Consider the following 24,763-nt stretch of genomic DNA (forward strand, 5'->3'; position numbering starts at 1 on the left):
CATGACCACGACACACGACACGCTCATCGTCGGCGCCGGATTCACCGGCATCGGTGCGGCCATCAAACTCCTGCGCGCCGGAGTCGACGACCTCGTGATCGTCGAACGTTCCGACCGGGTGGGCGGCACCTGGCGCGACAACACCTACCCCGGTGCCGCGTGCGACATCCCGTCACTGCTGTATTCGTTCTCGTTCGTGCGCAACCCGTCGTGGTCGCGGGCGTACTCGCCCGCCGCCGAGATCTGCGAGCACATCGAGACGATGGTCGACGACTTCGACGTCCGGCGCCGGATCCGGTTCGGCGTGGAAGTCAACGGGCTGGCTTTCGACGAGGCGGCCGGCGTATGGACGGCGGACACGACGGCGGGAGAACAGTTCCGGGCACGTACGGTCGTCCTGGCCTCGGGTCCGCTGCCGGACCACAAGTGGCCCGACATCCGCGGCCTCGACAGCTACGAGGGCCACAAGATCCACAGCGCCCGCTGGGACCACGACTACGATTTCTCCGGCAAGCGGGTCGCGGTGATCGGCACCGGCGCCAGCGCCGTGCAGATCGTCCCCGAACTGGTCAAGCAGGCCGGTTTCGTCAAGGTCTTCCAACGCACCCCCGGCTGGGTGCTGCCCCGCCTCGACATGGCCACTCCCGCCGGGGCGCAGAACCTGTTCGCGAAAATCCCCGCAGTACAACAACTCGCGCGTCAAGCGCTGTTCTGGGGCCACGAGGTCAGCGCGACCGCGCTGGTATGGGACACCCCGCTGACCGGGCTCGTCGCGCGGCTCGGCAAGGCGCACCTGCACCGGCAGGTCAAGGATCCATGGCTGCGCAGGCAACTGACGCCCGACTTCACGCCCGGCTGCAAACGGATGCTCGTCTCCAGCGACTACTACCCGGCGCTGCAACAGGACAACTGCAAGCTGATCGACTGGCCGATCGCGACCATGAGCCCGGCCGGAATCCGGACCAGCGACGGGGTCGAGCACCACCTCGACTGCATCGTCTTCGCCACCGGCTTCGACGTCCACCTGACCGGACCGCCCTATCCGGTCACCGGCATCGGTGGTCGCTCCCTGGCCGATGAATGGTCCGGCGGCGCGCAGGCCTACAAGAGCATCAACGTCCACGGCTACCCCAACCTGTTCCTCATGACCGGCCCGAACTCCGGGCCGGGCCACAACTCGCTGCTGGTCTACGTCGAGGGGCAGCTCGACTACGCGGTGCGCGGCATCACCACGCTGCTGGGCGAGAACCTGCGCTACCTCGACGTGCACGCTGACGTGCAACGCCGCTTCAACCAGCGGATCCAGCGTCGCCTCGGGAAGACGACATGGATGTCGGGGTGCAGCAGCTGGTACCTGACCGCCGACGGGTTCAACGCGTCGATGTACCCCGGGTTCGCCACCCAGTATCTTCGACAGATGCGGGACTTCCGGTTCGGCGACTACGACGCGGTCGCTCTCGATACACACACCGGTGTCGACACTCGCATCCGGGCGTGACCGAGCAGCCCGCCGAGCGCCACCAGGCGGGTGCCATCTCGGCGATCCTCGGCGGGCTGCGCCGCGCGCCGCGCCGCGTCCGCCGTGGCTCGCGCGACGTCGTCGAGAACGCCGTCTCCCAACTGTTCGACGCCGCGGTGCGCCAGTCGCAGGCGGAGACGTCGTCGGGTGAGTACCGCCTCGACGACCTGGCTCGGCTGGCCGGCACCACGACCAGGAACATCCGTGTCTACCGCGACCGCGGCCTGCTGCACCCTCCGCTGCGGGTCGGCCGGATCGCGCTGTTCAACGACACCCACCTGACCCGGCTGCGGCTGATCACGTCGATGCTCGACCGTGGCTACAACATCTCCCACGTGCACGAGATGCTGTCGGCCTGGGAGCAGGGCAAGGATCTCGGAGACGTCCTGGGCCTGGAGAACGCGATCGCCGGCACGTGGGCCGCGGAAAAGCCGCAGTCGATGCCGTTGGCCGAGGCCGCGAAGCTGATCGACGACGAGAAGGCGTTCGACCGCATGGTCGGCCTCAACCTGATCCGCGTGGACGGCGACACGGCGACCGTGATGCGGCCGAAGCTGCTCGAGGCGTTCCGCGAGATCCGCGAATACGGCGTCACCGCCGACAAACTCATCGACATCCACGTGGCGGTGCTGCCGCTGGTCGATCAGATCAGCACGATCCTCGTTCAGGCCGGGGCCGAACAGGTGCAGGACATCATCAAGCCCGGAGCGTCGCTGCCCGACGACACCGAGGTCGCCGAGTTGATCACCATGCTGGTGCGGTTCCGCACGCAGGCGGTCGCGACGGTCGCGGCGACGCTGGCCACGTCGATCGAGTCGACGATCGAGGGACTGGTCAGCCACATGCTGGCGGACTTCATCGAACAGGCCGCCGAACCCGAGGAGGGGTGACTACTCCCACTCGATGGTGCCGGGCGGCTTGCTCGTCACGTCCAGCACGACGCGGTTCACCTCGGGCACCTCGTTGGTGATGCGGGTGGAGATCCGCTCGAGCACCTCGTAGGGCACCCGCGTCCAGTCCGCGGTCATGGCGTCCTCGCTGGACACCGGCCGCAGCACGATCGGATGGCCGTAGGTGCGGCCGTCGCCCTGCACACCGACCGACCGGACGTCGGCCAGCAGCACCACCGGGCACTGCCAGATCTGGTTGTCCAGCCCCGCGGCGGTGAGTTCCTCGCGGGCGATCGCATCGGCATGCCGCAGCGTCTCCAGGCGCTCACGCGTCACCTCACCGACGATGCGGATACCCAGCCCCGGACCCGGGAAGGGCTGGCGCGCCACGATGTCCTCGGGCAGTCCCAACTCACGGCCGACGGCGCGGACCTCGTCTTTGAACAGCAGCCGCAGCGGCTCGACGAGCTTGAACTTCAGGTCGGCGGGCAGGCCGCCGACGTTGTGGTGGCTCTTGATGTTCGCCGTGCCCGAACCGCCGCCGGATTCGACGACGTCGGGATACAGCGTGCCCTGGACCAGGAACTCCACCGGCGCGCCGCTGTCCCCGACGATGTCGAGCACGGCGCCGTCGAACGCGGCGATGAACTCGCGGCCGATGATCTTGCGTTTGCCCTCGGGGTTGGTCACCCCCGACATCGCCTCGAGGAACCTGTCGGCGGCGTCGACGGTGACGAGGTTGGCGCCGGTGGCGGCGACGAAGTCGCGCTGCACCTGGGCCCGCTCCCCCGACCGCAGCAGGCCGTGGTCGACGAACACACACGTCAGGCGGTCGCCGATGGCGCGCTGCACCAACGCCGCGGCCACCGCGGAATCCACTCCGCCAGACAGCCCGCAGATGGCGCGGCCGTCACCGATCTGCTCGCGCACCTGCTCGACGAGCGCGTCGGCGATGTTGGCCGGGGTCCATTTCGCGCCGATGCCGGCGAAATCGTGCAGGAACCGGCTGAGCACCTGCTGGCCGTGCGGGGAGTGCAGCACCTCGGGGTGGTACTGCACGCCGGCCAGCCGTCGGGCCCGGTTCTCGAACGCCGCGACCGGCGCACCGGCGCTGGTGGCCACCACCTCGAATCCCGACGGCGCCTCGGTGACCGCGTCGCCGTGGCTCATCCACACCGGCTGGGTGGCGGGCAGATCCGAATGCAGCTCTCCCCCAGCCACTTTCAGTTCGGTGCGGCCGTACTCACTGGTGCCGGTGTGCGCGACGGTGCCGCCGAGCGCCTGCGCCATGGCCTGGAAGCCGTAGCAGATGCCGAACACCGGGACGTCGAGGTCGAACAGCGCCGGATCGAGTTGGGGGGCACCGTCGGCGTAGACACTCGCCGGCCCGCCGGACAACACGATCGCCTGCGGATCCTTGGCCTTGATCTCCTCGACGGATGCGGTGTGCGGTACGACCTCGGAGAAGACCCGGGCTTCGCGGACCCGGCGCGCGATCAGCTGCGCGTACTGCGCGCCGAAATCGATCACCAGGACGGGCCGCGGGGATGGGGAATTCACTGCCCCAGTCTAGTGGGGGCCGCCGCTTGCCGAACGCCGACAGGGCGGTCGCCCGGCGCGCGACGACCGGCCGGATTTGCGCCGTCACGTTACTGTCGCGGTGGCAATGGTTACCCCAGCGGTGATACCGACCACGGAAGCGAGGTTGCTGTGCTGGGTCTGCCCGAGCAGATAACGGCCTGCCTGTTCGATCTCGACGGCGTGCTCACCGATACCGCGAGCGTCCACACCCGGGCGTGGAAGGCCATGTTCGATGCGTATCTGCAGGCCAGGGCGCAGCGCACCGGTGAGCCGTTCGTGCCGTTCGACGCGGGCGCGGACTACCAGCGCTACGTCGACGGCAAACGCCGCGAGGACGGTGTGCGCTCGTTCCTGGCCAGCCGCGGGATCGAACTGCCCGAAGGCGGCCCCGGCGATGCGCCCGACGCCGAGACCGTGCACGGGCTGGGCAACCGCAAGAACGAGATGTTCCACGAGACCGTGCAGCGTGACGGCGTCGCGGTGTTCGAGGGCTCACGCCGGTATCTCGAGGACGTCAGCGCCGCCGGCCTTGGCGTCGCCGTCGTCTCGTCGAGCGCGAACACCGAAGAGGTGCTCGACGTCACCGGGCTGGCGCGTTTCGTGCAGCATCGCGTCGACGGGGTCACCATGCGAGAGGAGAACATCCCGGGCAAGCCGGCACCCGATTCCTTCCTGCGGGCGGCCGAACTCCTCGGCATCACACCGGATCAGGGTGCCGTGTTCGAGGACGCGCTCGCCGGCGTGGCCGCCGGACGTGCGGGGAGGTTCGGCTGTGTGGTGGGGGTCGACCGCGTAGGGCAGGCGCAGGAACTGCGGCGCAACGGCGCCGACATCGTCGTCACCGACCTCGCGGAACTGCGGTAAGCCCCATGATGATCACCCACGAGGCCTTCCCCGTCGAACCGTGGCAGGTGCGGGAGACCCGCCTCGACCTCGATCTGCTCGCGCAGTCCGAGTCGCTGTTCGCGTTGTCGAACGGTCACATCGGGCTGCGCGGCAACCTCGACGAGGGCGAACCGCACGGCCTGCCCGGCACCTACCTGAACTCGTTCTACGAGATCCGGCCGCTGCCATACGCGGAAGCGGGATACGGCTATCCCGAAGCCGGCCAGACTGTCGTCGACGTCACCAACGGCAAGATCCTGCGGCTGTTGGTCGACGACGAACCGTTCGACGTGCGCTACGGCAACGTCATCGACCACGAGCGGGTGCTCGATCTGCGCGCAGGAACGCTGAGCCGTCGCACCCAATGGCGTTCTCCGGCAGGCAAACAGGTCAAGGTGCACTCGACGCGGCTGGTCTCGCTGACGCAGCGCAGCATCGCCGCGATCGAGTACGTGGTGGAGGCGCTCGACGAATTCGTCCGCGTGACAGTGCAATCCGAACTGGTCGCCAACGAGGATCAGCCAGAGACATCGGGCGACCCGCGGGTGGCGGCCGTGCTGCGTAAACCGCTCGAACCGGTCCACCACGAGCAGACCGATCACAGTGCACTGCTGGTACACCGGACCCGGGGCAGCGGCCTGATGATGGTCGCCGCGATGGACCACGAGGTCGACGTGCCGGGCCGGGTCGAGATCACCACCGACACCGCCGAAGACCTCGCCCGCACCACCGTCATCTGCGGGCTGCGTCCCGGTCAGCGCCTGCGGATCGTCAAATACCTCGCCTACGGGTGGTCGAGCCTGAGATCGCGTCCCGCGCTGAGCGATCAGGTCGGCGCGGCGATCACCGGCGCCCGCTACAGCGGCTGGCAGGGACTGCTCGACGCGCAGCGCGACTACCTCGACGAGTTCTGGGACTGCGCCGACGTCGAGGTCGAAGGAGATCCCGACTGCCAGCAAGCCGTCCGGTTCGGCCTCTTCCACGTGCTGCAGGCCAGTGCCCGCGCCGAACGGCGCGCCATCCCGGGCAAGGGACTCACCGGCACCGGGTACGACGGGCACGCCTTCTGGGACACCGAGGGTTTCGTGCTGCCGGTGCTGACCTACACCAAACCGTCGGCGGCCGCCGATGCGCTGCGCTGGCGGGCCTCGACCCTCGACCTCGCCAAAGAGCGTGCGGCACAACTGGATCTGAAGGGCGCGGCCTTCCCGTGGCGGACCATCCGCGGCGAGGAGTGCTCGGCCTACTGGCCCGCGGGAACCGCCGCCTGGCACGTCAACGCCGACATCGCGATGGCGTTCGAACGCTACCGGCAGGTCACCGGCGACCACTCACTGGAACGCGAATGCGGCCTGAGGGTGCTGATCGAGACGGCGCGGCTGTGGATGTCACTGGGACACCACGACCGGTACGGGGTCTGGCATCTCGACGGGGTGACGGGCCCCGACGAGTACACCGCGGTGGTGCGCGACAACGTGTTCACCAACCTGATGGCCGCGGGGAATCTGCGCGCAGCGGCCGAGGCGTGCACCCGCCACCCCGAGACCTCCCGCGAACTCGGGGTGTCGACGGAGGAGACGGCGGCGTGGCGCGACGCCGCCGACGCCGCGCACATCCCGTTCGACGAGGAACTCGGCGTGCATCCGCAGAACGATGGGTTCACCACGCTGCGCGAATGGGATTTCACGGCCAACACGGTGTATCCGCTGCTACTTCACGAACCCTACGTCCGCCTCTACCCGGCGCAGGTCATCAAACAGGCCGACCTGGTGCTCGCGATGCAGTGGCAGAGCCACGCGTTCACCGCCGAGCAGAAGGCCCGCAACGTCGACTACTACGAGCGGCGCACCACCCGGGACTCGTCGCTGTCGGCGTGCACGCAGGCGGTGATGTGCGCCGAGGTGGGCCACCTGGAACTCGCCCACGACTACGCCTACGAAGCGGCCATGATCGACCTGCGCGACCTGCACCACAACACGCGCGACGGCCTGCACATGGCATCGCTGGCGGGGGCGTGGACGGCGCTGGTCGCCGGGTTCGGCGGTCTGCGCGACGACGAAGGTGTGCTGTCACTGAATCCGCATCTGCCCGGCGGCATCCGGTGTCTGCGGTTTCGGCTGCGCTGGCGCGACTTCCGCGTCACCGTGCAGGTCAACCACGACGACGTGACCTACACGCTGCGCGACGGACCACACGGCACTCTGACCATCCGGCACGCCGACCGCGAGCTGACACTCACCACGCAGGCGCCGACCACCGTCTCGATCGAACCGTGTAAGCCGCTGCTGCCGTTGCCGCCCCAGCCGCCCGGCCGGGAACCGTTGCGGCGCAGGGTCGACGGCAAGGACTGAGCGCTCAGGCGCCGCGGGCCTCGGTGGTGGTGGGGTCGCGCCGGTTGACCGTGTCGCGGCTGGCATTCCAGTCCAGGGCCGCGGGCGCGCCGGCGGGCACGACCGGATGCGCGGGTGCGATCGGGTCGAGCCGGCGGTAGCCCTCACCCTGCGGGGGGCGCAGATCCTGCTCACCCTTGTTCGGCCACAACGAGGCCGCCCGCTCCGCCTGCGCGCTGATGGTCAGCGACGGGTTGACGCCGAGGTTCGCCGAGATCGCCGCCCCGTCGGTGACGTAGAGCGTCGGGTAGTTGTAGACGCGGTGATACGGGTCGATGACGCCGTGCTCGGGGCTGTCGCCGATGGCGGCGCCGCCGAGGAAGTGCGCGGTCAGCGGGATGTTGAACAGCTCGCCCCACGTGCCGCCCGCGACGCCGTCGATCTTCTCGGCGATCCGCCGCGTCACCTCGTTGCCGACCGGGATCCACGTCGGATTCGGTTCGCCGTGGCCCTGTTTGCTCGTCAGCCGGCGGGTGCCGAGCTTCGTGCGCTTGGTGAACGTGGTGATCGAGTTGTCGAGGTTCTGCATGACCAGGGCGATCAGCGTGCGTTCGCTCCACCGCCGGACGTTGAGCAACCGCACCGTGCCGCGGGGATCCTTGCGGGCGTTGGTGAACAGCTGCTTCCAGCGCGGCACGTCGGTGCCCTCCGGACCTGAGCCGTCGGTCATCAGCGTCTGCAGCAGCCCCATCGCGTTGGAGCCCTTGCCGTAGCGCACCGGCTCGATGTGCGTATCGGAGGTCGGGTGGATCGACGAGGTGATGGCCACGCCGTGGGTGAGGTCGAGATCGTCGGTCACGTGGAAGCGCCCGGCGCCGACGATCGACTCCGAGTTCGTGCGGGTGAGCATGCCCAGCTTCTCCGACAGCTCGGGCAGCTTGCCGGCGTCGCGCATCTTGAACAGCAACTTCTGGGTGCCGAACGTGCCGGCCGCGAGGACGAGGTTGGTGGCGGTGAACGTGCGCTTCTGGCGACGCACCTTGGTGCCGGTGCGCACGGTGGTCACTTCCCACACGCCGTCGGGGCGCTGTTCGAAGCCCGTCACCGTGGTCATCGGGTGCACCTTGGCGCCCGCGTTCTCGGCCAGATACAGGTAATTCTTCACCAGCGTGTTCTTGGCGTTGTGGCGGCAGCCGGTCATGCACTCGCCGACCTCGATGCAGCCGCGGCGGGCCGGGCCTGCGCCGCCGAAGTACGGGTCGGGCACGGTCTTGCCCGGGGCCTTCTGCCCGTCAGGCCCGAAGAACACCCCGACCGGTGTCGGCACGAAGGTGTCGCCGACGCCCATGTCCTCGGCGACCTCCTTCACGATGCGGTCGGCGTCGGTGAACGTGGGGTTGGTGACCACGCCGAGCATCCGCTGCGCCTGCTCGTAGTGGGGCAGCAACTCGTCGTTCCAGTCGGTGATGTGCTTCCACTGCGGATCGTTGAAGAACGGCTCACGCGGCACGTAGAGGGTGTTGGCGTAGTTGAGCGATCCGCCGCCGACACCGGCGCCTGCCAGGATCAGGACGTCGCGCAGCAGGTGGATGCGCTGGATGCCGAAGCAACCCAGCTGCGGCGCCCACAGGAACTTGCGCAGGTCCCATGAGGTCTTCGCGAAATCCTCGTCGGCGAAGCGTTGGCCCGCTTCGAGCACGCCGACGCGGTACCCCTTCTCCGTGAGCCGCAGCGCGGTGACGCTGCCGCCGAAACCCGAACCGATGATGAGGACGTCGTAGTCAGGCTGCATGACACCAGTATGGGTTACCAACGGGTAACTATCTAGACAGGAGTTCCTAACATGTAAACAGGCGCCTTCTCCCGCGAACAGTTGGACTGGCTGGTGCGCCGGGGCGAACCGGTCCGTGTGTACTACGGCGTCTACGCCGATCACCAACCCGACGTGCGGGGACGGTTGACGGCACTGGACCTCTTCCTCGGCCAGGAGGCCGTCGCATGCCTGGCCACCGCGGCGTCGCTGTACGGGTTCGACGTCGAGACACCGGAGTCATCCACGTACTCGACCCGGGCAGGCGGGTTCGCCCGACGGTCGGACTCGGCGTTCACCAGCGTGTCGGCGCGCCGCTGCAGCGGCCCCGCGCGCTCGCCACGCTCGACGCCGCCGTCCACTCCACCTGGTGCGACACCGGCGATCTCGAGAGAGCTGTCGATGAGCAACGCGGCCGGCGGGGGATCGTCGCGGTGCGCGACCTGTTACCGCATGTCGACGGCCGCGCCGAATCGGCCATGGAGAGCGAAGCGCGTCTGGTGATGATCGACTATGGGCTCCCAAAACCGTTGTTGCAGCACGAAATTCGCGGACCCGGCGGCGTGGTGTGGCGGGTCGACTTCGCCTGGCCCGACCAGTGCGTGGTCGCGGAGTACGAAAGCGTGGACTGGCATGTGGGCCGGCTCGAGATGATCAGGGATCGAACGCGTCTGGCCGGTATTCAGGAGTTGGGCTGGACCGTGATCCCGATGGTCGTCGACGACATCCGGCGGCATCCCGCGCGGCTGGGTCAGCGGATCGCGCATCACCTGTCGGTGGCACGCCTGACGGGCTGAGCAGAGAAGCGCGAGCTGACTCAGGCGCCGACCGTCAGCCCGACCTTCTGGAACTCCTTGGGATCGCAGTAGCCGGCCTTCGCCATCGACCGGCGCAGCCCGCCGACCAGGTTGAGCGAGCCGAACGGATCGTCCGACGGCCCGGTGAGCACCTGTTCGAGCGACGGCCGCTCCCCGAGCGCCACCTGCAGCAGCGCACCGCGCGGCAGCGACGGATGCGCCGCGGCCGCCGGCCAGAACCAGCCGCCGCCCATCGCCTCGGCGGCGCTCGCCAGCGGGGTCCCCAGCACGACCGCGTCGGCGCCACAGGCGATGGCCTTCGCGAGGTCACCCGAGGTGTGGATGTCGCCGTCGGCCAGAACGTGGACGTAGCGTCCGCCGGTCTCGTCGAGGTACTCGCGGCGCGCGGCGGCCGCGTCGGCGATCGCGGTCGCCATCGGCACGCTGATGCCCAGCACCTCGTCGCTCGTGGTGACGCCCGAGGTCGACCCGTAACCGACGATCACGCCGGCCGCGCCGGTACGCATCAGGTGCAGTGCGGTGCGGTGGTCGAGCACGCCGCCCGCCACCACCGGGATGTCGAGCTCGGAGATGAAGGTCTTGAGGTTGAGCGGCTCGCCGTCGTTGGCGACGCGTTCGGCCGAGACGATCGTGCCCTGGATGACGAGCAGGTCGATGCCCGCCTGAAGCAACGCCGGGGTGAGCGCCTGCGCGTTCTGCGGGCTCACCCGCACCGCCGTCGTCACTCCCGCGTCGCGGATCCGGGCGACCGCCGCCCCCAGCAGTTCGGGGTCCAGCGGCGCGGCGTGCAGTTGCTGCAGCAGCCGGATCGCCGCCGACGGGTCGGGCTCCTTGTCGGCGGCCTCGACGACCTGCTGGATCTTCTCCTCGACGTCGGCGTGCCTGCCGATCAGGCCCTCGCCGTTGAGGACGCCCAGCCCACCGAGCCGGCCGAGTTCGATCGCGAACTCCGGCGACACCAGCGCATCGGTCGGATGCGACACCACCGGGATCTCGAACCGGTAGGCGTCGAGCTGCCACGCGGTCGACACGTCCTGCGAGGAGCGGGTCCGGCGCGACGGCACGATATTGATGTCGTGGAGCTCGTAGGTGCGGCGGGCAGTCCGGCCCATACCGATTTCGACCATGTCTCGCACAGTGCTGTTCCCCAGGTCCGTCAGCGGGCGTAGTAGTTGGGCGCTTCGACGGTCATCGTGATGTCGTGCGGGTGGCTTTCCTTTAGCCCCGCCGCGGTGATCTGCACGAATTGCGCCTGCTGCAACGCCTCGATGGTGGGCGAACCGGTGTAACCCATGGCCGCGCGCAGGCCGCCGGTGAGCTGGTGGATCACCTGCGCCAGGGGTCCGCGGAACGGCACCCGGCCCTCGATGCCCTCGGGCACCAGCTTGTCCTCGGAGAGCACGTCGTCCTGGAAGTAGCGGTCCTTGGAGAACGATCCCCGCGTGGCGCCTGCGGCGTTGCGGCCCTGCATCGCCCCGAGCGACCCCATGCCGCGGTAGCTCTTGAACTGCTTGCCGTTGACGAAGATCAGATCACCCGGCGCCTCGGCGGTGCCGGCGAGCAGCGAACCCAGCATCGCGGTCGACGCGCCCGCGGCCAGCGCCTTGGCGATGTCGCCGGAGTACTGCAGGCCGCCGTCGGCGATCACCGGCACACCCGACGGCGCGCACGCCGCGACGGCCTCGAGGATCGCGGTGATCTGCGGCGCCCCGACGCCCGCGACCACCCGGGTGGTGCAGATCGAACCCGGGCCGACACCGACCTTTACGGCATCCGCGCCGGCCTCGACCAGTGCGGCCGCCCCGGCCCGCGTCGCCACGTTGCCGCCGATGACCTCGACCCGGTCGCCGAGCACGGTCTTGATGCGGTGCACCATCTCGAGGACACCGCGGTTGTGCGCGTGCGCGGTGTCGACGATCAGCACGTCCACCCCCGCGTCGGCGAGCATCATGGCGCGCGTGAACGCGTCCTCGCCCACACCGACCGCGGCGCCGACGAGCAGCCTGCCGTCGGAGTCCTTGGTGGCCAGCGGGAACTGCTCGGTCTTGACGAAGTCCTTGACGGTGATCAGGCCGGTCAGCTTGCCGTGCCCGTCCACGATCGGCAGTTTCTCGATCTTGTGGCGCCGCAGCAGGCCGAGCGCCGCCTCGGCCGAGACGCCCTCCTGAGCGGTGATCAACGGCGCCTTGGTCATCACCTCGGAGACGGGTTTGGACTGGTCCACCTCGAACCGCATGTCGCGGTTGGTGATGATGCCGACCAGGGAACCGTTGTCGTCGACGACCGGCAGACCGGAGATGCGGAACCGGGCGCACATCGCGTCGACTTCGGCCAGCGTGTTGTTCGGTGAGCACGTCACCGGGTCGGTCACCATCCCGGCTTCGGACCGCTTGACCGTCTCGACCTGGCCGGCCTGTTCGGCGGCGGGCAGGTTGCGGTGCAGCACACCCATCCCGCCGGCGCGGGCCATCGCGATGGCCATCCGGGATTCGGTGACGGTGTCCATCGCCGAGCTGACCAGCGGCACCCGCAGCCGGATCCGCTTGGTCAGCTGGCTCGAGGTGTCGGCGGTCGCGGGTACGACGTCGGAGGCCGCGGGCAACAGCAGGACGTCATCGAAGGTCAGCCCGAGCATGGCCACCTTCGTCGGGTCGTCGCCGCCGGTGGGAACCGGTACGGCGATGGGAACGCTGCGTTCAGCGATCGACATGGGCGTGGCCTCCATAGGCACTGAGACGGATACCTAATCCTATCGGTTACGGCGGTGGCGGTTCGGCCCCGCACACCCGGGTCGCCACGCCGGTGACGGCTGGCGCGATGACAGTGGGGCTGCGTAATGTGGGACTCGTGCGAGACCACCTGCCACCTGGTTTGCCGCCTGATCCGTTCGCCGACGATCCCTGCGATCCCTCGGCGGCGCTCGACGCGCTCGAACCAGGTCAGCCGCTGGACCCGCAGGAGCGCACGGCCGTCGAGGCCGACCTCGCTGACCTGGCGGTCTACGAGGCGCTGCTCGCCCACAAGGGCATTCGCGGTCTGGTCGTCTGCTGTGACGAATGCCAGCAGGATCACTACCACGACTGGGACATGCTGCGCGCGAACCTGCTGCAGCTGCTCGTCGACGGTACGGTGCGGCCGCACGAGCCCGCCTACGATCCCGAACCCGACGCGTACGTCACATGGGATTACTGCCGTGGGTATGCCGATGCCTCGCTGAACGAAGCGACGTCGGACTCAGACGGCTACCGCTGAGCGATTCGTCACTCTTCCTCTGATCCGGTGTCCGGCACCGGTAGCGCGACCGTGGTCGTCACCGCGATCGTGACCTCCGGCTGCGTGAAACGCGGCGCCGGCTGAGTCTCCACCTCCGCCTCCGCGGCCGCCGTCGTGGTCGTCGTCGCGACCGTGGTCGTCGGCGCCACGGTGGTGGTGGTGAGCGGCTGTGTCGGCGTCACCGGCGCCGAGGACGGCGGGGGCAGCTCGACGGGCGCCCGGGTGGTCGTCGGTCCCGGCTCCGCAGCAGCGGACGACGACGGCGCCGGGGTGGGCGCCGTCGACGAGGTGGCCGACGACGGCGGCGGGCTCGCCGGCGCGGACGTCGTCGGTGTCCCCGGCGGTGCGGTGGTCGGCGATTCGGACGGCGTGCCCGACGGCACGCTGGTCGTCGGGACGCTGGTCGTCGGCGTCGTGGCGGGCGCCGTGGTCGACGGTGCGGTGCCGTCCGGCGAGAGCAGCGCAGGCAGCGGAATGTCCGACGGCACCTCGGGCAGCACCACCGGCGGCGCGTCCGGCGGCACGGTGGCGTTCGGGTCCCGGGTCTCCACCTTCACCGACAGCTGCTGCCACTGGTCGACGAGCTCCTGCTGGCGGCCGGTGTCCCCCACCGCGGCGACGGTCGTGGTGAGCGTCTGCAGCTTGTCCTGCGCGGCAGTCCAGTCGCCCTGCTCGATCAGCTCCTGCACCTGGGCCATCTGGGTCTGCGCCGCGAGCGCGACCTGATCGTCGCGGGTGGCCTGCTGTTCGCCGAACAGCATCGTGCGCACGCCGTAGAGCGGATCGCCCGGCCCGGCGCCGTAGACGACCGAGCCGAATCCGCCGAGGCACAGCACCGCGGCGGCCACCGACCCGACGACGGCCAGCGAGAACCGGCGGCGCTGCGTGGTCGAGGTGGCACGGTCCAGTGCGATCGCCGCGTCGCGCGGCGTCACCACCGTGGACATCGGCGCGTGACGCACCTCGTCGCGCCAGCCGGCCAGCAGATAGGCCAGCTCGGCCTCACCGGGCTCGTTCGAGTAGACCGGCTGTTCGCTGGCGAGTGCGTCGATGAGGCGGTCGGTCTGGTTGATCTCCGGCAGCGACGGGTCGCCCCCGTTGAATGATCGACGTGTGAAGTCAGGCATGGTCGTGCCCCGTCGCGATGATCTCGGCCTTCAGCCGCGCCAGTGCGCGGTGCTGCGCGACGCGGACTGCGCCGGCGGTGCTGCCCACGGCTTCGGCGGTCTCCTCGGCGCTCATGCCGACGACGACACGCAGGATGAGGATCTCGCGCTGCTTGTCGGGTAAGACGCCGAGCAGCTGGTCCATTCGCGCGGACGATTCGGCGTTGATGGCCAGTTGTTCGGGGCCTGCCTCCGAGGAGAACCGCTCGGGCACCACATCGGTGGGATCGGACTTGTTGCGGCTCGCCGCTCGGTGAGCGTCCGCGATCTTGTGCGCTGCGATGCCATACACGAAGGCGAGGAACGGACGTCCCTGGTCCTTGTAGCGCGGCAGCGCCGTGATGGCGGCCAAGCAAACCTCCTGCGCAACGTCGTCGGCGGAGAGACCGCTTCGTTCCGTCGCGCCGATCCTGGCTCGGCAGTACCGCACGACGATCGGTCGAATGGTCTCCAACACTTCGCGGAGTGCGTCACGATTGCCCGCCACTGCCTCAGCGACGACAGCATCGAGACGTTCTCCCGAAAGTGTCATCGTGGGTGTGTTCTCCAACGTTACGAACGGCGGTTCCGGCGCTCTGGCTCAGCTAAACAATAACGATGCCGGCGGGCGCCACCCGGACTAGCGATCAGACCACACGCCGCCCCTGCGACGCACAGTATCGGCGCTGGCGTCGCGAAAGTCGGTGACCTGCCCCGGCGTGTACTCGGAGCTCCCGATATCGGCCAGCAGACTGGCCAGCGCCCAACGCAGCGGCACGAGGCCGAGATCGCCCGCGCGGTCGAGTGCGGCGTCCGCGATCGCGCGGGAACGGTCCACCTCCCCGCGACTGCACAGCGCCGCGGCGAGCACCACATCGGACTTCAGCCGGTGCCGCGCCGAGGGGATGGAAGCGGCCGCGGCGACGGCACGTTCGGCGTGTGCGACGGCCGTTGCGCCGTCCCCGCGCATCATCGCCAGTTCGGCGCTGACCCAGTCCAGGCGGATCGGCAACCGGGCGTCGTCGGCGGCGTCGACGGGTCCGACGGCGCGGTCAAGGAGCCGCTGCGATGCGCCGAACCGCCCCACCCCGAGCGCGTCGGCCGCCAACCCGATCAGCGCGTCGGCCGTCGCCGCGGCGTCGGCGCCGGCCGCCGCCAGGGCCCTCCCGTCCCATCCGGCCGCGTCGTGGTGTCCACCCAGCTGACGCAGGAACGACGCCCTGGTGCTCATCGCCGAGGACTGCAGGCCGGTGCCGGCCGAGCGGTGCAGCGCGGCGAGTTCGGCGAGTGCGACGGCGTAGCGGCCCTGCCCGCCGGCGGCCACCGCGCGCAGCCATCGGTCCTGCGGATCGGTCGCGGCGGGTAACGGCCACATATCCGGACGCTCACCGAACGCGGCGTCGATGAGTGAGGCATGGGTGCTGGTCATCGCAGTGCGACGCTATCAACGCTGACCGGACGGCCGGGCCGGCAAACGCGCTTCGGCGGTGCGCCCCGGCGGTTAACACTTCGTGGGCGCCGAGTTACGTCCACGTTAAGCGTCCGACGGAAACTGCCATCGGCCAATGGTCGCGAACTGCCGAAATACCGTCGTCGGACGCCGCGCCGACTCGGCCGTTAGCACGTTTCGCTCCACCCGCAAGTCCGAAGGATGAACGTGACGTAAATTCTCGAGCTGCGGTTATGCGATTGAGCACATGATCGCGCTATTGACGGAAATTCTTTCGCCCTTCTACGTTGTGTGCACGAGTGGTCATCGGCGACAAGGGCTCGGATCTGTTCCACGACGCACGCTCTATCGCGTACCCGAAATGGGTATTTAGAGAGGGGTTTTCCCAATGCCTCAGCCGCAGCAGCTGCCCGGACCGAACGCCGACATCTGGGATTGGCAGATGCACGGGCTTTGCCGGGGTGTCGATTCTTCGATGTTTTTCCACCCCGACGGTGAGCGTGGCCGGGCCCGGGCGCAGCGGGAAATGCGCGCGAAGGAAATGTGCCGGCGTTGCCCGGTGATCGCCCAGTGCCGTTCACATGCGCTCGCCGTCGGTGAGCCCTACGGAATCTGGGGCGGATTGAGCGAATCCGAGCGCGAGATGTTGCTCAAACGCGGTATCCGCCGGACCGCCTGACCCGCGTCGACACTCCCCGCCGAAGCCCTGTTTCAGCAAACTTCGCGGCGCTCACTCGCGCCGGCAGCCAACCATTCGTCGAACGTCGTCGGGGCGATGCGGGCGTTCTCCCCCGGCATCAGTTTGTTGCCGGCCAGTTCCTCCCCGAGTGGCCCTGACCACGTGGGCACCAGTTTCACCGTCTTCCCCAGAGCGGCATGGGTGCGACGCGCCATGTCGACGAGGTCCTGTGGTTCGGGGCCGGCGACGTCGACATACCGGCCCTGCGGCTCGCCCGCGGCGACCTCCGCCAGCACTTGCGCGATGTCGTCGGGGGCGATCGGCTGGATGAGCAGCGGGGCGATGGCGGCGACACCGTCGCGTTCGGTCCAGCTGGCGGCCATCGCCGCGAAGTCGTGGAACTGCGTCGCGGGCACGATCGTCCACGGGACGGGCCCTTCGCTCACCAGCCGTTCCTGCTCGCGCTTGCCCGTGTAGTGGTCGGTACCGCCGGACGTCCGGCTGATCCCGACGATCGACAACAGCACGTGGTGCCGCACACCGGCACGCTGCTCGGCGTTGAGCAGATTCCTGGTCGTCGTGCCGAAGTACTCGCGCGTCTCCTCGGCACTGATCGGCGGGGAGCTGATCGCATCGACCACGGCGTCGACACCCTGGAGTGCGGACTCCAGCCCCTCGCCGCTGAGCAGGTCCACGCCGAGGGAACGGCTGATGCGTACGACCTCATGGCCGTCCCGCTCGAGGAACGAGACAGTGCGGGCACCGATGTTGCCCGTCGCCCCGGCAACCGCGATTCGCATGGTGACCTACGTTAACGCCGCGGACGGTCGCGGGAGTCGCAGTACGGTGAATTCGTGGCTTCCCGGCGGATCGACAGCAGGTGCGGGCCGCTGATGGCGAGCGAGGACGACGACGGCCTGGTGCATGCCCGGGGCATCCGCTATGCCACAGCGGAACGATTCACCGCCCCTGCCCTGCTGCCCGCCGCCGACGGCGTGATCGACGCGACCCGCCGCGGCCCCGCCTGCCCTCAGCTGCCGTCGCGACTGGAGTTCGTCACCGGGCCGGTCACGAACGGGCTGCCGATGAGTGAGCACTGCCAGGTCCTCAGCGTCACCGCACCCGCACACGCCCACCGGCTGCCGGTCATGGTGTGGTTTCACGGCGGTGCCTACGTCTCGGGCAGCGGCGAATCCGCCAAATACGATCCGGATGCGCTGGTTACCGAGGGACAGGTGGTCGTTGTCTCCGTCAGCTACCGGCTGGGCATCTTCGGATATCTCAACCTGCACGATCGCGACACCGAGAACCTCGGGCTGCGCGACCAGATCTGCGCGCTGCAGTGGGTTCGGGACAACATCGCGGCCTTCGGCGGTGACCCGGGGCGGGTCACGGTGTTCGGGCAGTCCGCCGGTGCTGATTCCGTGTTGTCACTGGCGATGTGCCCCGAAGCCGACGGGCTGTTCATCCGCGCCATCCTGCAGAGCAGCCCTCTGGGCCTGCGGGGCGACCGCACGCCGATGACCGCCGCGATGCGGGAGGCGGCGACGGCGTCGCTGGCCGGGGTCCCGCCCACCGAGGCCACCGCGGAACGGTTGCTCGAGGCGCAGGTCGCCGCGATCACGGTCGCGCGGCGGTCGGGACAGGTCGGGCTCATGGCCTTCGCGCCGATCATGGGCCGTGCACCGCTGCCGTCGGACCGCGAATCGCGCATAGGCGACGTGGCGCCGCGCATCGAGATTCTCGCCGGCTACACCCGCGACGATGCGCGGCCGTTCATCACCATGGCCCCGCGGGCGAAGCTGCTCGGGCGGCTGGGACCGGTCGGCAGGGCTACCGCTGCGTCATTCGGCCGGAACATGACCCGAAGCGTGTTCGGCCGCCCGACAACCGAACTCGCGGAGGCGTGGACGGCGGCGGGTGGGCGGGCGGCCACATTTCGCGTCGACTGGTCGCCGGACGATGCTCCGCTGGGGGCCTGCCACTGCATCGAGCTACCGTTGCTGTTCGGATACCCGCAGACCTGGTCCGATGCCCCGATGCTGGGACATCGGCCCCGCGCCATCCCCGACGAGTTGGCCCGAAGGACGCGGGCGCAGTGGGCCGCGTTCGCGCGCGACGGCGTCGCGGGGCTGGAACAGGCCGCCCTGCGCATCGCGTGAACTAGCGGTGCCGGGCCAGTTCTCGAAGGACCGAATCCGTTGTGGCCCAGTCCATGCACTTGTCGGTCACCGACTGCCCGTAGGTCAGCGGCCGCGCGTCGGGTGCCTGCGCGCCGGCGACGAGGAAGCTCTCCAGCATCACCCCGCTGACCGGCAGGCCGTCGCGCACGAGCTGGGCCACCTCCGCGGCGACGCCCGCCTGGCGGACGTGGTCCTTGCCGGAATTGGCGTGGCTGCAGTCGATCACGACGCGGCCGGGCAGACCGGCGGCCGCGAGCTTGGCAGCGGTGGCGCTCACCGCCTGCGCGTCGTAGTTGGGGCCGTCGGTGCCGCCGCGCAGGATCACGTGGCAGTCCTCGTTGCCCGCGGTGTTCACCAGCGCGCCGCGGCCCAGATCGTCCATACCGAAGAAGACGTGTTGCGCGGCGGCGGCTTTCACGCCGTCGACGGCCACCTGGATGTTGCCGTCGGTGCCGTTCTTGAAGCCGACGGGCATGGACAGCCCCGACGCGAGCTGGCGGTGCACCTGCGATTCGGTGGTGCGCGCGCCGATAGCGCCCCAGGCGACGGCGTCGGCGATGTACTGCGGGCTGGTGGGCTCGAGGAACTCACATCCGACCGGCAAGCCGATGTCGATGACGTCGAGCAGCAGTTGGCGCGCGATCCGCAGACCGCGGGCCACGTCGAAGGTGCCGTCCATGTCCGGGTCGTTGATCAGGCCCTTCCACCCGACGGTGGTGCGCGGCTTCTCGAAGTAGACCCGCATCACGATCTTGAGCCGGTCGCGGAGTTCGTCGGCCACCCGGGCCAGTCGGGCGGCGTACTCGAGTGCGGCGGCCGGGTCGTGGACGGAGCATGGGCCCACCACGACCAGCAGTCGGTCGTCACGCCCGGCGAGGATGTCGGCGATCTCGTCGCGATCGCGGGCGACGCGCTCGGCGCGGCGGGCACCGAGCGGGAACTCGTTGGCCACCTCGTGCGGGCTGGGGATCGCGCTGAACCGGCGGATGCGCCGGTCCGACGTCGCGGGGGCGGCCATCTGAGCGGATGTCACGTTCGGGTGCCTTTCTGATGTGGGCACCTTCGCGGTCGTCCGGCGCCCTTGAATGACGAAAGGCAGCGACCGTTGGTGGTCACTGCCTGGGCTCCGGGTGGATGCGTGCTTAGGTCTGCACTTTATCGGCTCCGCCCGGAGCCTTGATAAAGCGCCAATAGCTGGCACGCACACCGATGTTCACGGGGCCAGGGTACACGACGGCGACGTAGGCGATCACGTCGGTGGGTGCGCGCGCGCCTTGACGCTGAGAACCTTCTCGACATACTCGGCGATCGCGTCTCTGTTGCGGGTCAGGAACTCGATGCGCTCAGACAGCCGATCCTGCTCGCGACGCAACGTGGCCAGCATTTCGGGTGTCACGTCGGGGACGTAGACGGACTGCGGCTCGTTCAGGCACGGCAGGAGCTGGCGGATGATGCGCGTCGGCAGCCCGGCGTCGAGCAGCCCGGTGATCTGCTGCACCACCTCCACGTGCGCGTCCCCGTACTCGCGGTAGCCGTTCACGGAGCGGCCGGGCGTGATCAGCCCCTGCTCCTCGTAGTAGCGAAGGAGCCGGCGGGAGACGCCGGTGCGCTCCGCGAGCTGCCCGATTCGCATGTGCGCGATTTTACGCTTGACCTTCACACCAATGTGAAGGTTCACACTCGATGGTGAGCGAACCCATTGGAGGTCAGATGAAGCTCGGACTTCGGCTACCCCAGCGGCTGGGGACCGACTTGAAACAGGACCTGGTCGAGGCGGCCAGAACGGCGGAAGCGGCAGGGTACGACAGCCTCTGGACCTACGAGAGGTTGCTGTTCCCGAACACGCCCGCCGAACCGTATGCCGGGACGAACGTGGCGTGGCCGGAGCACTCCCGGCAGGCCGCCGACCCGCTCGCCGTGCTCACGGCAGCGGCCGTGGCGACCGAACACGTCCGACTGGGAACCAGCGTTCTGGTTGCTGCACTCCACACACCCGTTCAACTGGCGAAGGCACTGGCCACGATCGATCAGATCAGCGGCGGCCGCATGGTCGCCGGTATGAGCACCGGCTGGTCCACCGACGAACTGCAGGCCACGGGTGCCACCCGGGCAGATCGGGGCCGCTTCCTCGACGAGACGCTGGACGTCTTCGACGCCGTGTGGGGCCCGGACCCGGTGACCTTCCGCGGACCACGCGTCGTCATCGACGACGCCTGGGTCCTACCGAAGCCCGTATCGAGGATCCCTGTCCTGCTTGGCGGCGGCGGAAGCAACCTGGGCCGCAGCACCACTTCGGCAGCCGTCCAGCGCATCGCGAAACGCGCCGACGGCTGGCTACCGCTGCTCACCACGCCCGGTCCGGCCGGTGCCGCGGAGTTGCGCGGGAACTGGGACCGCATAAGGGAATTGGCCGCCGGGTACGGCCGAGACGCGAGCCGGATGGAGATGGTCGTGGTCGGCAACGTCACGTTCACCGACCGTCCCGCAGGACCGGACCGATCGGCGTTCGTCGGCACGCTCGACCAGATCATGGACGATGTCGCCACAGCGGCCGAGGCCGACGCGGACGAGCTCATCGTGGATCTGAACCTGCAGGACTGGTTCACGAGCACTCAGCAGATGCTCGAAACGGCGGTGCAGATCCGGGAACGGTTCCAGCCGGACGGCGGCGGCTTCGTCGGCTGAGGACTTCCGGACGGATGTCTTCCGATTGATATCGATTCAGCCGCTGCGCTAGCCGACCGAGATCGAGCCGACGATGGTTGGGCCCCTGATCCTCTCCCTCGGCCGGCATGTCGACGACAGCGGTTTGGCTGGTAGGACACGGCCTTGGCGGGCATAAGGTTGGGGAGGAAGTCCACACAAAGGAGTGGTGATGACCCGCTATGAGCTGCCCGGTGTTGCTGACCTGATCCGCCTTGGCGAGCCCCACGAAAACGCCATCACGGTCTACGCGGAAACCGCACCGGGACCGGACGAGCGGGAGAAGGGCGTGTTGACGGCGAAGAGTGCGGTGGACCGGGCGCTGCGCTCGGTCCGCGACGCCGGGGCACGGCACGCCGTGGAGGAGCAGCTGCGGTCGCGCTGGAAGGAGATCGCCGAGTCGGACCTGTGGCTGAGCCTGTCCCGTTCGGTGGCCATCTTCATCGCAGACGACTTTCACGAGGTGTACGTCCTGCCCAACAGGCTGGAGAATCAGTTGCAGACGGGCAGCTACTTCGACGTCGGCCAGCTGGTGCGGGCGGTCACCACACCGCAGGATGCCTACGCGTTGACGTTGTCGGCCGATGGCTGGAACCTGTGGCAGGCTACCGCGAGCACGCGTGCCGAGGCGTTGGAACCCACCGGCGAGTATGCGTTCGACGTTGCCGATGCCACCAATCGCGCCACCGTCCGTGACCGGGGCCATGTCCGCCGCCTGGTCGGCGACGAGGGCAAGAAGGTGTTGTTGGAGCGGTACGCCAAGCGGGTCGCGGAGGCGGTCGATACCGAACTGACGCAGCTGGATCCCTCCGCGGACCGGCCGCTGTTCCTGTTCGCCACCGACCCGCTGCTCGACATGTACCGCGGCCTCAATCACAAACGCCGGATCGTCGCGGTGCCCGGTGCCGCCGACGAGCTGCGACCCGATCAGATCGACGCAGTCATTCGCGAGTCGCTGCCCGCCTTGAACTCCGCGCGAGCCAACGCCTGGATCGAGGAGTGGGGCAACGACCTGAGCAAGGGGTTGGTGGCCACCGATCTGGGCGACATCACCCGGGCCGCGACGTCCGGCGCGGTGGACCGGCTGGTGTACAACTTCACCGTCGACATTCTCGGCCGGATCGAGGCCGCCACCGGAGCCCTGCACTACGACGATTCCGGCTATGACGTGCTGTCCCGTGCCGCGGTGACGGTACTCGACCAGGGCGGTGAAGCGTTCGCGGTGCGGCCCGACGAGATCACTGCCGACATCTGGAACCAGACCGCCGTCGCGAAGCTGCGGTTTCCCCTGAGCTGACACACCCCACGCCATCACCCGACAACGAAAACACCCCCGGCCCATGAAGACCGGGGGTGCTCTCGGCTATCGATTGATCTAGTGCGCGTGCCCGTGGTGACCGTGGCCGTGCCCGTGATCCTCTTCCTCGGCCGGCTTTTCGACGACAGCCGTCTCGGTGGTGAGCACCATGCGGGCGACCGACGCGGCGTTGAGCACCGCGGATCGGGTCACCTTCACCGGGTCGACGACGCCGGCGGCGAGCAGGTCACCGAACTCCAGCGTGGCGGCGTTGAAGCCTTGCCCCGCAGGCAATTCGCTGACCTTGTTCACCACCACCGAACCGTCCAGACCGGCGTTGGTGGCGATCCAGTACAGCGGAGCCGACAGCGCCGAGGCGAACACCCCGACACCGAGCGCCTCGTCACCCGAGAGCGACTCGCGCAGCTTCTCCACCGCCGAGCGGGCCTGCACCAGCGCAGCGCCGCCGCCGGTCACGATGCCCTCTTCGACGGCCGCCTTGGCCGCGGCGACCGCGTCCTCGACGGCTTCCTTGCGCTTCTTCAGGTCGGTCTCGGTGGCCGCGCCGACCTTGATCACCGCGACGCCGCCGGCCAGTTTCGCCAGCCGCTCCTCGAGCTTCTCGCGGTCCCACTCGGAATCGCTCGCCTCGATCTCGGCGCGCAGCTGCTTGGCGCGGTCCGCGATGGCCTCGGCGGTGCCGCCGCCGTCGACGATCACGGTGCTGTCCTTGCTGACCACCACCCGCCGGGCGGTGCCCAGCACGTCCAGGCCGACCTCACGCAGCAGGAGGCCGACGTCGGGGTTGACGACCTGACCGCCGGTGACGATGGCGAGGTCGTCGAGGAACGCCTTGCGGCGGTCACCGAAGAACGGCGCCTTGACCGCAACAGCCTTGAGCGTCTTGCGGATCGCGTTGACGACCAGCGTCGACAGCGCCTCCCCCTCGACGTCCTCGGCGACGATCAGCAGCGGCTTACCGGCCTCGGCGACCTTCTCCAGCAGCGGCAGCAGGTCGGGCAGCGAGCTGATCTTCTCGCGGTGCAGCAGCACCAGCGCGTCCTCGAGCACCGCTTCCTGGGCGTCGAAGTCGGTGACGAAGTACGCCGAGATGAAGCCCTTGTCGAAGCCGACGCCCTCGGTGACCTCGAGTTCGGTGTTCAGCGTCGAGGACTCCTCGACCGTCACGACACCGTCGTGGCCGACCTTGGTCATGGCCTCACCGACCAGCTCGCCGATCTGCTCGTCGCGCGAGCTGACCGTGGCGACCTGGGCGATCCCGTTCTTGTCGTCGACCGGGGTGGCCGCGGAAAGCAGCGCCTCGGAGACGGCGTCGGCGGCTTTGCTGATGCCGACGCCCAGGGCGATCGGGTTGGCACCGGCCGCGACGTTGCGCAGACCGGCCCGAACGAGCGCCTGCGCCAGCACGGTGGCGGTGGTGGTGCCGTCGCCGGCGACGTCGTTGGTCTTGGTCGCCACCGACTTGACCAGCTGGGCGCCCAGGTTCTCGAACGGATCCTCGAGGTCGATCTCGCGGGCGATGGTGACACCGTCGTTGGTGACGGTCGGGCCGCCCCACGATTTGGCCAGCACCACGTTGCGGCCGCGCGGCCCGAGGGTCACCTTCACCGCGTCGGCGAGCTTGTCTACGCCGATTTCCATTGCGCGGCGCGCAGTTTCGTTGAACTCAATCTGCTTGCTCATATGTGTCTTCCTGTTTTCGGCGTGCAACGCATGCCGCCCCGGACATCACCCGTGATTGACGGGGATCTCCGGGGCGGACACGGGTGCTTACTTGTTGACGACAGCCAGCACGTCGCGGGCAGAGAGGATCAGGTACTCCTCGCCGTTGTACTTGATCTCGGTGCCGCCGTACTTGCTGTAGATGACGGTGTCACCCTCGGAGACGTCCAGCGGAATCCGCTTCTCACCCTCGTCGTCCCAGCGGCCGGGGCCGACCGCGACAACGGTGCCTTCCTGCGGCTTCTCCTTGGCGGTGTCCGGGATGACCAGACCGGAAGCGGTCGTGGTCTCGGCCTCGTTGGCCTGGACGAGGATCTTGTCCTCGAGTGGCTTGATGTTCACGCTCGCCACGATGGAGCCCTCCACTAGTTCGGTGTAGATCCAGGTGTGGTCCCGGACCTGAATGTTTCCAGCGTTTACAGATGTCCGGCATGCGTCCGGGCCCGAGCGTCGTCGT

The 24,763-nt window shown here is 68.9% G+C and carries 21 protein-coding genes and 1 pseudogene; 10 read left to right on the forward strand and 12 right to left on the reverse strand.

The features are described from left to right. Nucleotide 1 precedes the first annotated feature (1 nt). On the forward strand, nucleotides 2-1,498 hold the full coding sequence (locus G6N30_RS14965) for a flavin-containing monooxygenase (RefSeq protein ID WP_134054075.1): 1,497 nt from the start codon (nucleotides 2-4) through the stop codon (nucleotides 1,496-1,498). Then, entirely contained in the window at nucleotides 1,495-2,409 is a 915-nt protein-coding gene (locus G6N30_RS14970; RefSeq protein ID WP_134054077.1) for a MerR family transcriptional regulator, read from the forward strand. Before G6N30_RS14965 ends, G6N30_RS14970 begins: the two co-directional genes overlap by 4 nt. Here G6N30_RS14970 and guaA read toward each other — a convergent pair whose 3' ends face one another. Further along, complete coding sequence (gene guaA / locus G6N30_RS14975) at nucleotides 2,410-3,969, reverse strand: glutamine-hydrolyzing GMP synthase (RefSeq protein ID WP_134054079.1); 1,560 nt, start codon at nucleotides 3,967-3,969, stop codon at nucleotides 2,410-2,412. A 150-nt stretch (nucleotides 3,970-4,119) separates the two neighbouring features. On the opposite strand from guaA, the gene G6N30_RS14980 reads away from it, so the two are divergent. Then, nucleotides 4,120-4,854, forward strand: a complete 735-nt coding sequence (locus G6N30_RS14980; RefSeq protein WP_134054081.1) for a beta-phosphoglucomutase family hydrolase — start codon at nucleotides 4,120-4,122, stop codon at nucleotides 4,852-4,854. Between the two features lie 8 nt (nucleotides 4,855-4,862). Further along, nucleotides 4,863-7,226 (forward strand): glycoside hydrolase family 65 protein, encoded by a 2,364-nt coding sequence (locus G6N30_RS14985; protein ID WP_134055303.1) that lies wholly within the window; start codon nucleotides 4,863-4,865, stop codon nucleotides 7,224-7,226. 4 nt (nucleotides 7,227-7,230) lie between these two features. Here the strand turns inward: G6N30_RS14985 and G6N30_RS14990 are convergent, their stop codons facing one another. Further along, a complete protein-coding gene (locus G6N30_RS14990; protein ID WP_134054083.1) occupies nucleotides 7,231-8,997 on the reverse strand; it encodes a GMC oxidoreductase in 1,767 nt (588 codons plus the stop codon). 69 nt (nucleotides 8,998-9,066) lie between these two features. Between G6N30_RS14990 and G6N30_RS14995 the strand changes: the two are divergent. Next, nucleotides 9,067-9,812, forward strand: a pseudogene (locus G6N30_RS14995) (hypothetical protein); the annotation flags it as partial. 20 nt (nucleotides 9,813-9,832) lie between these two features. Here G6N30_RS14995 and G6N30_RS15000 read toward each other — a convergent pair. Continuing rightward, entirely contained in the window at nucleotides 9,833-10,960 is a 1,128-nt protein-coding gene (locus G6N30_RS15000; RefSeq protein WP_134054085.1) for a GuaB3 family IMP dehydrogenase-related protein, read from the reverse strand. 29 nt (nucleotides 10,961-10,989) lie between these two features. Continuing rightward, on the reverse strand, nucleotides 10,990-12,543 hold the full coding sequence (gene guaB, locus G6N30_RS15005) for an IMP dehydrogenase (protein WP_134054087.1): 1,554 nt from the start codon (nucleotides 12,541-12,543) through the stop codon (nucleotides 10,990-10,992). Between the two features lie 137 nt (nucleotides 12,544-12,680). Here guaB and G6N30_RS15010 point away from each other — a divergent pair, with 137 nt between their 5' ends. Beyond that, nucleotides 12,681-13,085, forward strand: coding sequence for a DUF5319 domain-containing protein (locus G6N30_RS15010; protein ID WP_011768106.1), 405 nt, complete (start codon nucleotides 12,681-12,683; stop codon nucleotides 13,083-13,085). A gap of 8 nt (nucleotides 13,086-13,093) precedes the next feature. Here G6N30_RS15010 and G6N30_RS15015 read toward each other — a convergent pair whose 3' ends face one another. The 3 genes from G6N30_RS15015 to G6N30_RS15025 all read right to left on the reverse strand — a co-directional run bounded on the left by G6N30_RS15015 (nucleotide 13,094) and on the right by G6N30_RS15025 (nucleotide 15,680). After that, nucleotides 13,094-14,233: an anti-sigma-D factor RsdA gene (locus G6N30_RS15015; protein ID WP_134054089.1), complete on the reverse strand. Its 1,140-nt coding sequence runs from the start codon at nucleotides 14,231-14,233 to the stop codon at nucleotides 13,094-13,096. After that, complete coding sequence (locus G6N30_RS15020; RefSeq protein WP_134054091.1) at nucleotides 14,226-14,804, reverse strand: sigma-70 family RNA polymerase sigma factor; 579 nt, start codon at nucleotides 14,802-14,804, stop codon at nucleotides 14,226-14,228. The genes G6N30_RS15015 and G6N30_RS15020 overlap by 8 nt, the downstream gene beginning before the upstream one ends. A gap of 87 nt (nucleotides 14,805-14,891) precedes the next feature. After that, complete coding sequence (locus G6N30_RS15025) at nucleotides 14,892-15,680, reverse strand: hypothetical protein (RefSeq protein ID WP_134054093.1); 789 nt, start codon at nucleotides 15,678-15,680, stop codon at nucleotides 14,892-14,894. A gap of 409 nt (nucleotides 15,681-16,089) precedes the next feature. On the opposite strand from G6N30_RS15025, the gene G6N30_RS15030 reads away from it, so the two are divergent. Further along, a complete protein-coding gene (locus G6N30_RS15030) occupies nucleotides 16,090-16,380 on the forward strand; it encodes a WhiB family transcriptional regulator (protein WP_011558573.1) in 291 nt (96 codons plus the stop codon). 32 nt (nucleotides 16,381-16,412) lie between these two features. On the opposite strand, the gene G6N30_RS15035 is transcribed toward G6N30_RS15030, so the two are convergent. Further along, nucleotides 16,413-17,180 carry an SDR family oxidoreductase gene (locus G6N30_RS15035; protein ID WP_134054095.1) on the reverse strand — a complete coding sequence of 256 codons (768 nt, stop codon included), beginning with the start codon at nucleotides 17,178-17,180 and terminating at the stop codon, nucleotides 16,413-16,415. Between the two features lie 54 nt (nucleotides 17,181-17,234). On the opposite strand from G6N30_RS15035, the gene G6N30_RS15040 reads away from it, so the two are divergent. After that, complete coding sequence (locus G6N30_RS15040) at nucleotides 17,235-18,542, forward strand: carboxylesterase family protein (RefSeq protein ID WP_134054097.1); 1,308 nt, start codon at nucleotides 17,235-17,237, stop codon at nucleotides 18,540-18,542. A gap of 1 nt (nucleotide 18,543) precedes the next feature. On the opposite strand, the gene G6N30_RS15045 is transcribed toward G6N30_RS15040, so the two are convergent. Together G6N30_RS15045 and G6N30_RS15050 are read right to left on the reverse strand one after the other, a co-directional pair. Continuing rightward, complete coding sequence (locus G6N30_RS15045; RefSeq protein WP_134054098.1) at nucleotides 18,544-19,596, reverse strand: 3-deoxy-7-phosphoheptulonate synthase; 1,053 nt, start codon at nucleotides 19,594-19,596, stop codon at nucleotides 18,544-18,546. 216 nt (nucleotides 19,597-19,812) lie between these two features. Then, complete coding sequence (locus tag G6N30_RS15050; protein WP_134054100.1) at nucleotides 19,813-20,196, reverse strand: MerR family transcriptional regulator; 384 nt, start codon at nucleotides 20,194-20,196, stop codon at nucleotides 19,813-19,815. 77 nt (nucleotides 20,197-20,273) lie between these two features. Between G6N30_RS15050 and G6N30_RS15055 the strand changes: the two genes are divergently transcribed. Further along, a complete protein-coding gene (locus G6N30_RS15055) occupies nucleotides 20,274-21,248 on the forward strand; it encodes a TIGR03619 family F420-dependent LLM class oxidoreductase (RefSeq protein WP_134054102.1) in 975 nt (324 codons plus the stop codon). 190 nt (nucleotides 21,249-21,438) lie between these two features. Further along, nucleotides 21,439-22,563 (forward strand): baeRF11 domain-containing protein, encoded by a 1,125-nt coding sequence (locus G6N30_RS15060; protein WP_134054104.1) that lies wholly within the window; start codon nucleotides 21,439-21,441, stop codon nucleotides 22,561-22,563. Nucleotides 22,564-22,641: 78 nt separating this feature from the next. Here G6N30_RS15060 and groL read toward each other — a convergent pair whose 3' ends face one another. Together groL and groES are read right to left on the reverse strand one after the other, a co-directional pair. Beyond that, the gene (groL, locus tag G6N30_RS15065; RefSeq protein WP_134054106.1) at nucleotides 22,642-24,267 is read right to left on the reverse strand and encodes a chaperonin GroEL; all 1,626 of its coding nucleotides are present in this window, start codon (nucleotides 24,265-24,267) and stop codon (nucleotides 22,642-22,644) included. A gap of 87 nt (nucleotides 24,268-24,354) precedes the next feature. Next, the gene (gene groES, locus G6N30_RS15070; protein ID WP_041310041.1) at nucleotides 24,355-24,657 is read right to left on the reverse strand and encodes a co-chaperone GroES; all 303 of its coding nucleotides are present in this window, start codon (nucleotides 24,655-24,657) and stop codon (nucleotides 24,355-24,357) included. Between the last annotated feature and the right edge of the window lie 106 nt (nucleotides 24,658-24,763).

It is taken from the genome of Mycolicibacterium litorale, from assembly GCF_010731695.1.
In the GTDB taxonomy this organism is placed as follows: domain Bacteria; phylum Actinomycetota; class Actinomycetes; order Mycobacteriales; family Mycobacteriaceae; genus Mycobacterium; species Mycobacterium litorale.

Coding starts and splice junctions, on each gene's coding strand:
- G6N30_RS14985 (WP_134055303.1), top strand. CDS start 4,863: ATGATCACCCACGAGGCCTTCCCCGTCGAACCGTGGCAGGTGCGGGAG.
- G6N30_RS15015 (WP_134054089.1), bottom strand. CDS start 14,233: ATGCCTGACTTCACACGTCGATCATTCAACGGGGGCGACCCGTCGCTG.
- guaB (WP_134054087.1), bottom strand. CDS start 12,543: ATGTCGATCGCTGAACGCAGCGTTCCCATCGCCGTACCGGTTCCCACC.
- G6N30_RS14990 (WP_134054083.1), bottom strand. CDS start 8,997: ATGCAGCCTGACTACGACGTCCTCATCATCGGTTCGGGTTTCGGCGGC.
- G6N30_RS15055 (WP_134054102.1), top strand. CDS start 20,274: ATGAAGCTCGGACTTCGGCTACCCCAGCGGCTGGGGACCGACTTGAAA.
- G6N30_RS15030 (WP_011558573.1), top strand. CDS start 16,090: ATGCCTCAGCCGCAGCAGCTGCCCGGACCGAACGCCGACATCTGGGAT.
- G6N30_RS15050 (WP_134054100.1), bottom strand. CDS start 20,196: ATGCGAATCGGGCAGCTCGCGGAGCGCACCGGCGTCTCCCGCCGGCTC.
- G6N30_RS15060 (WP_134054104.1), top strand. CDS start 21,439: ATGACCCGCTATGAGCTGCCCGGTGTTGCTGACCTGATCCGCCTTGGC.
- G6N30_RS15035 (WP_134054095.1), bottom strand. CDS start 17,180: ATGCGAATCGCGGTTGCCGGGGCGACGGGCAACATCGGTGCCCGCACT.
- G6N30_RS15020 (WP_134054091.1), bottom strand. CDS start 14,804: ATGACACTTTCGGGAGAACGTCTCGATGCTGTCGTCGCTGAGGCAGTG.
- G6N30_RS15025 (WP_134054093.1), bottom strand. CDS start 15,680: ATGACCAGCACCCATGCCTCACTCATCGACGCCGCGTTCGGTGAGCGT.
- groL (WP_134054106.1), bottom strand. CDS start 24,267: ATGAGCAAGCAGATTGAGTTCAACGAAACTGCGCGCCGCGCAATGGAA.
- G6N30_RS14965 (WP_134054075.1), top strand. CDS start 2: ATGACCACGACACACGACACGCTCATCGTCGGCGCCGGATTCACCGGC.
- G6N30_RS15000 (WP_134054085.1), bottom strand. CDS start 10,960: ATGGTCGAAATCGGTATGGGCCGGACTGCCCGCCGCACCTACGAGCTC.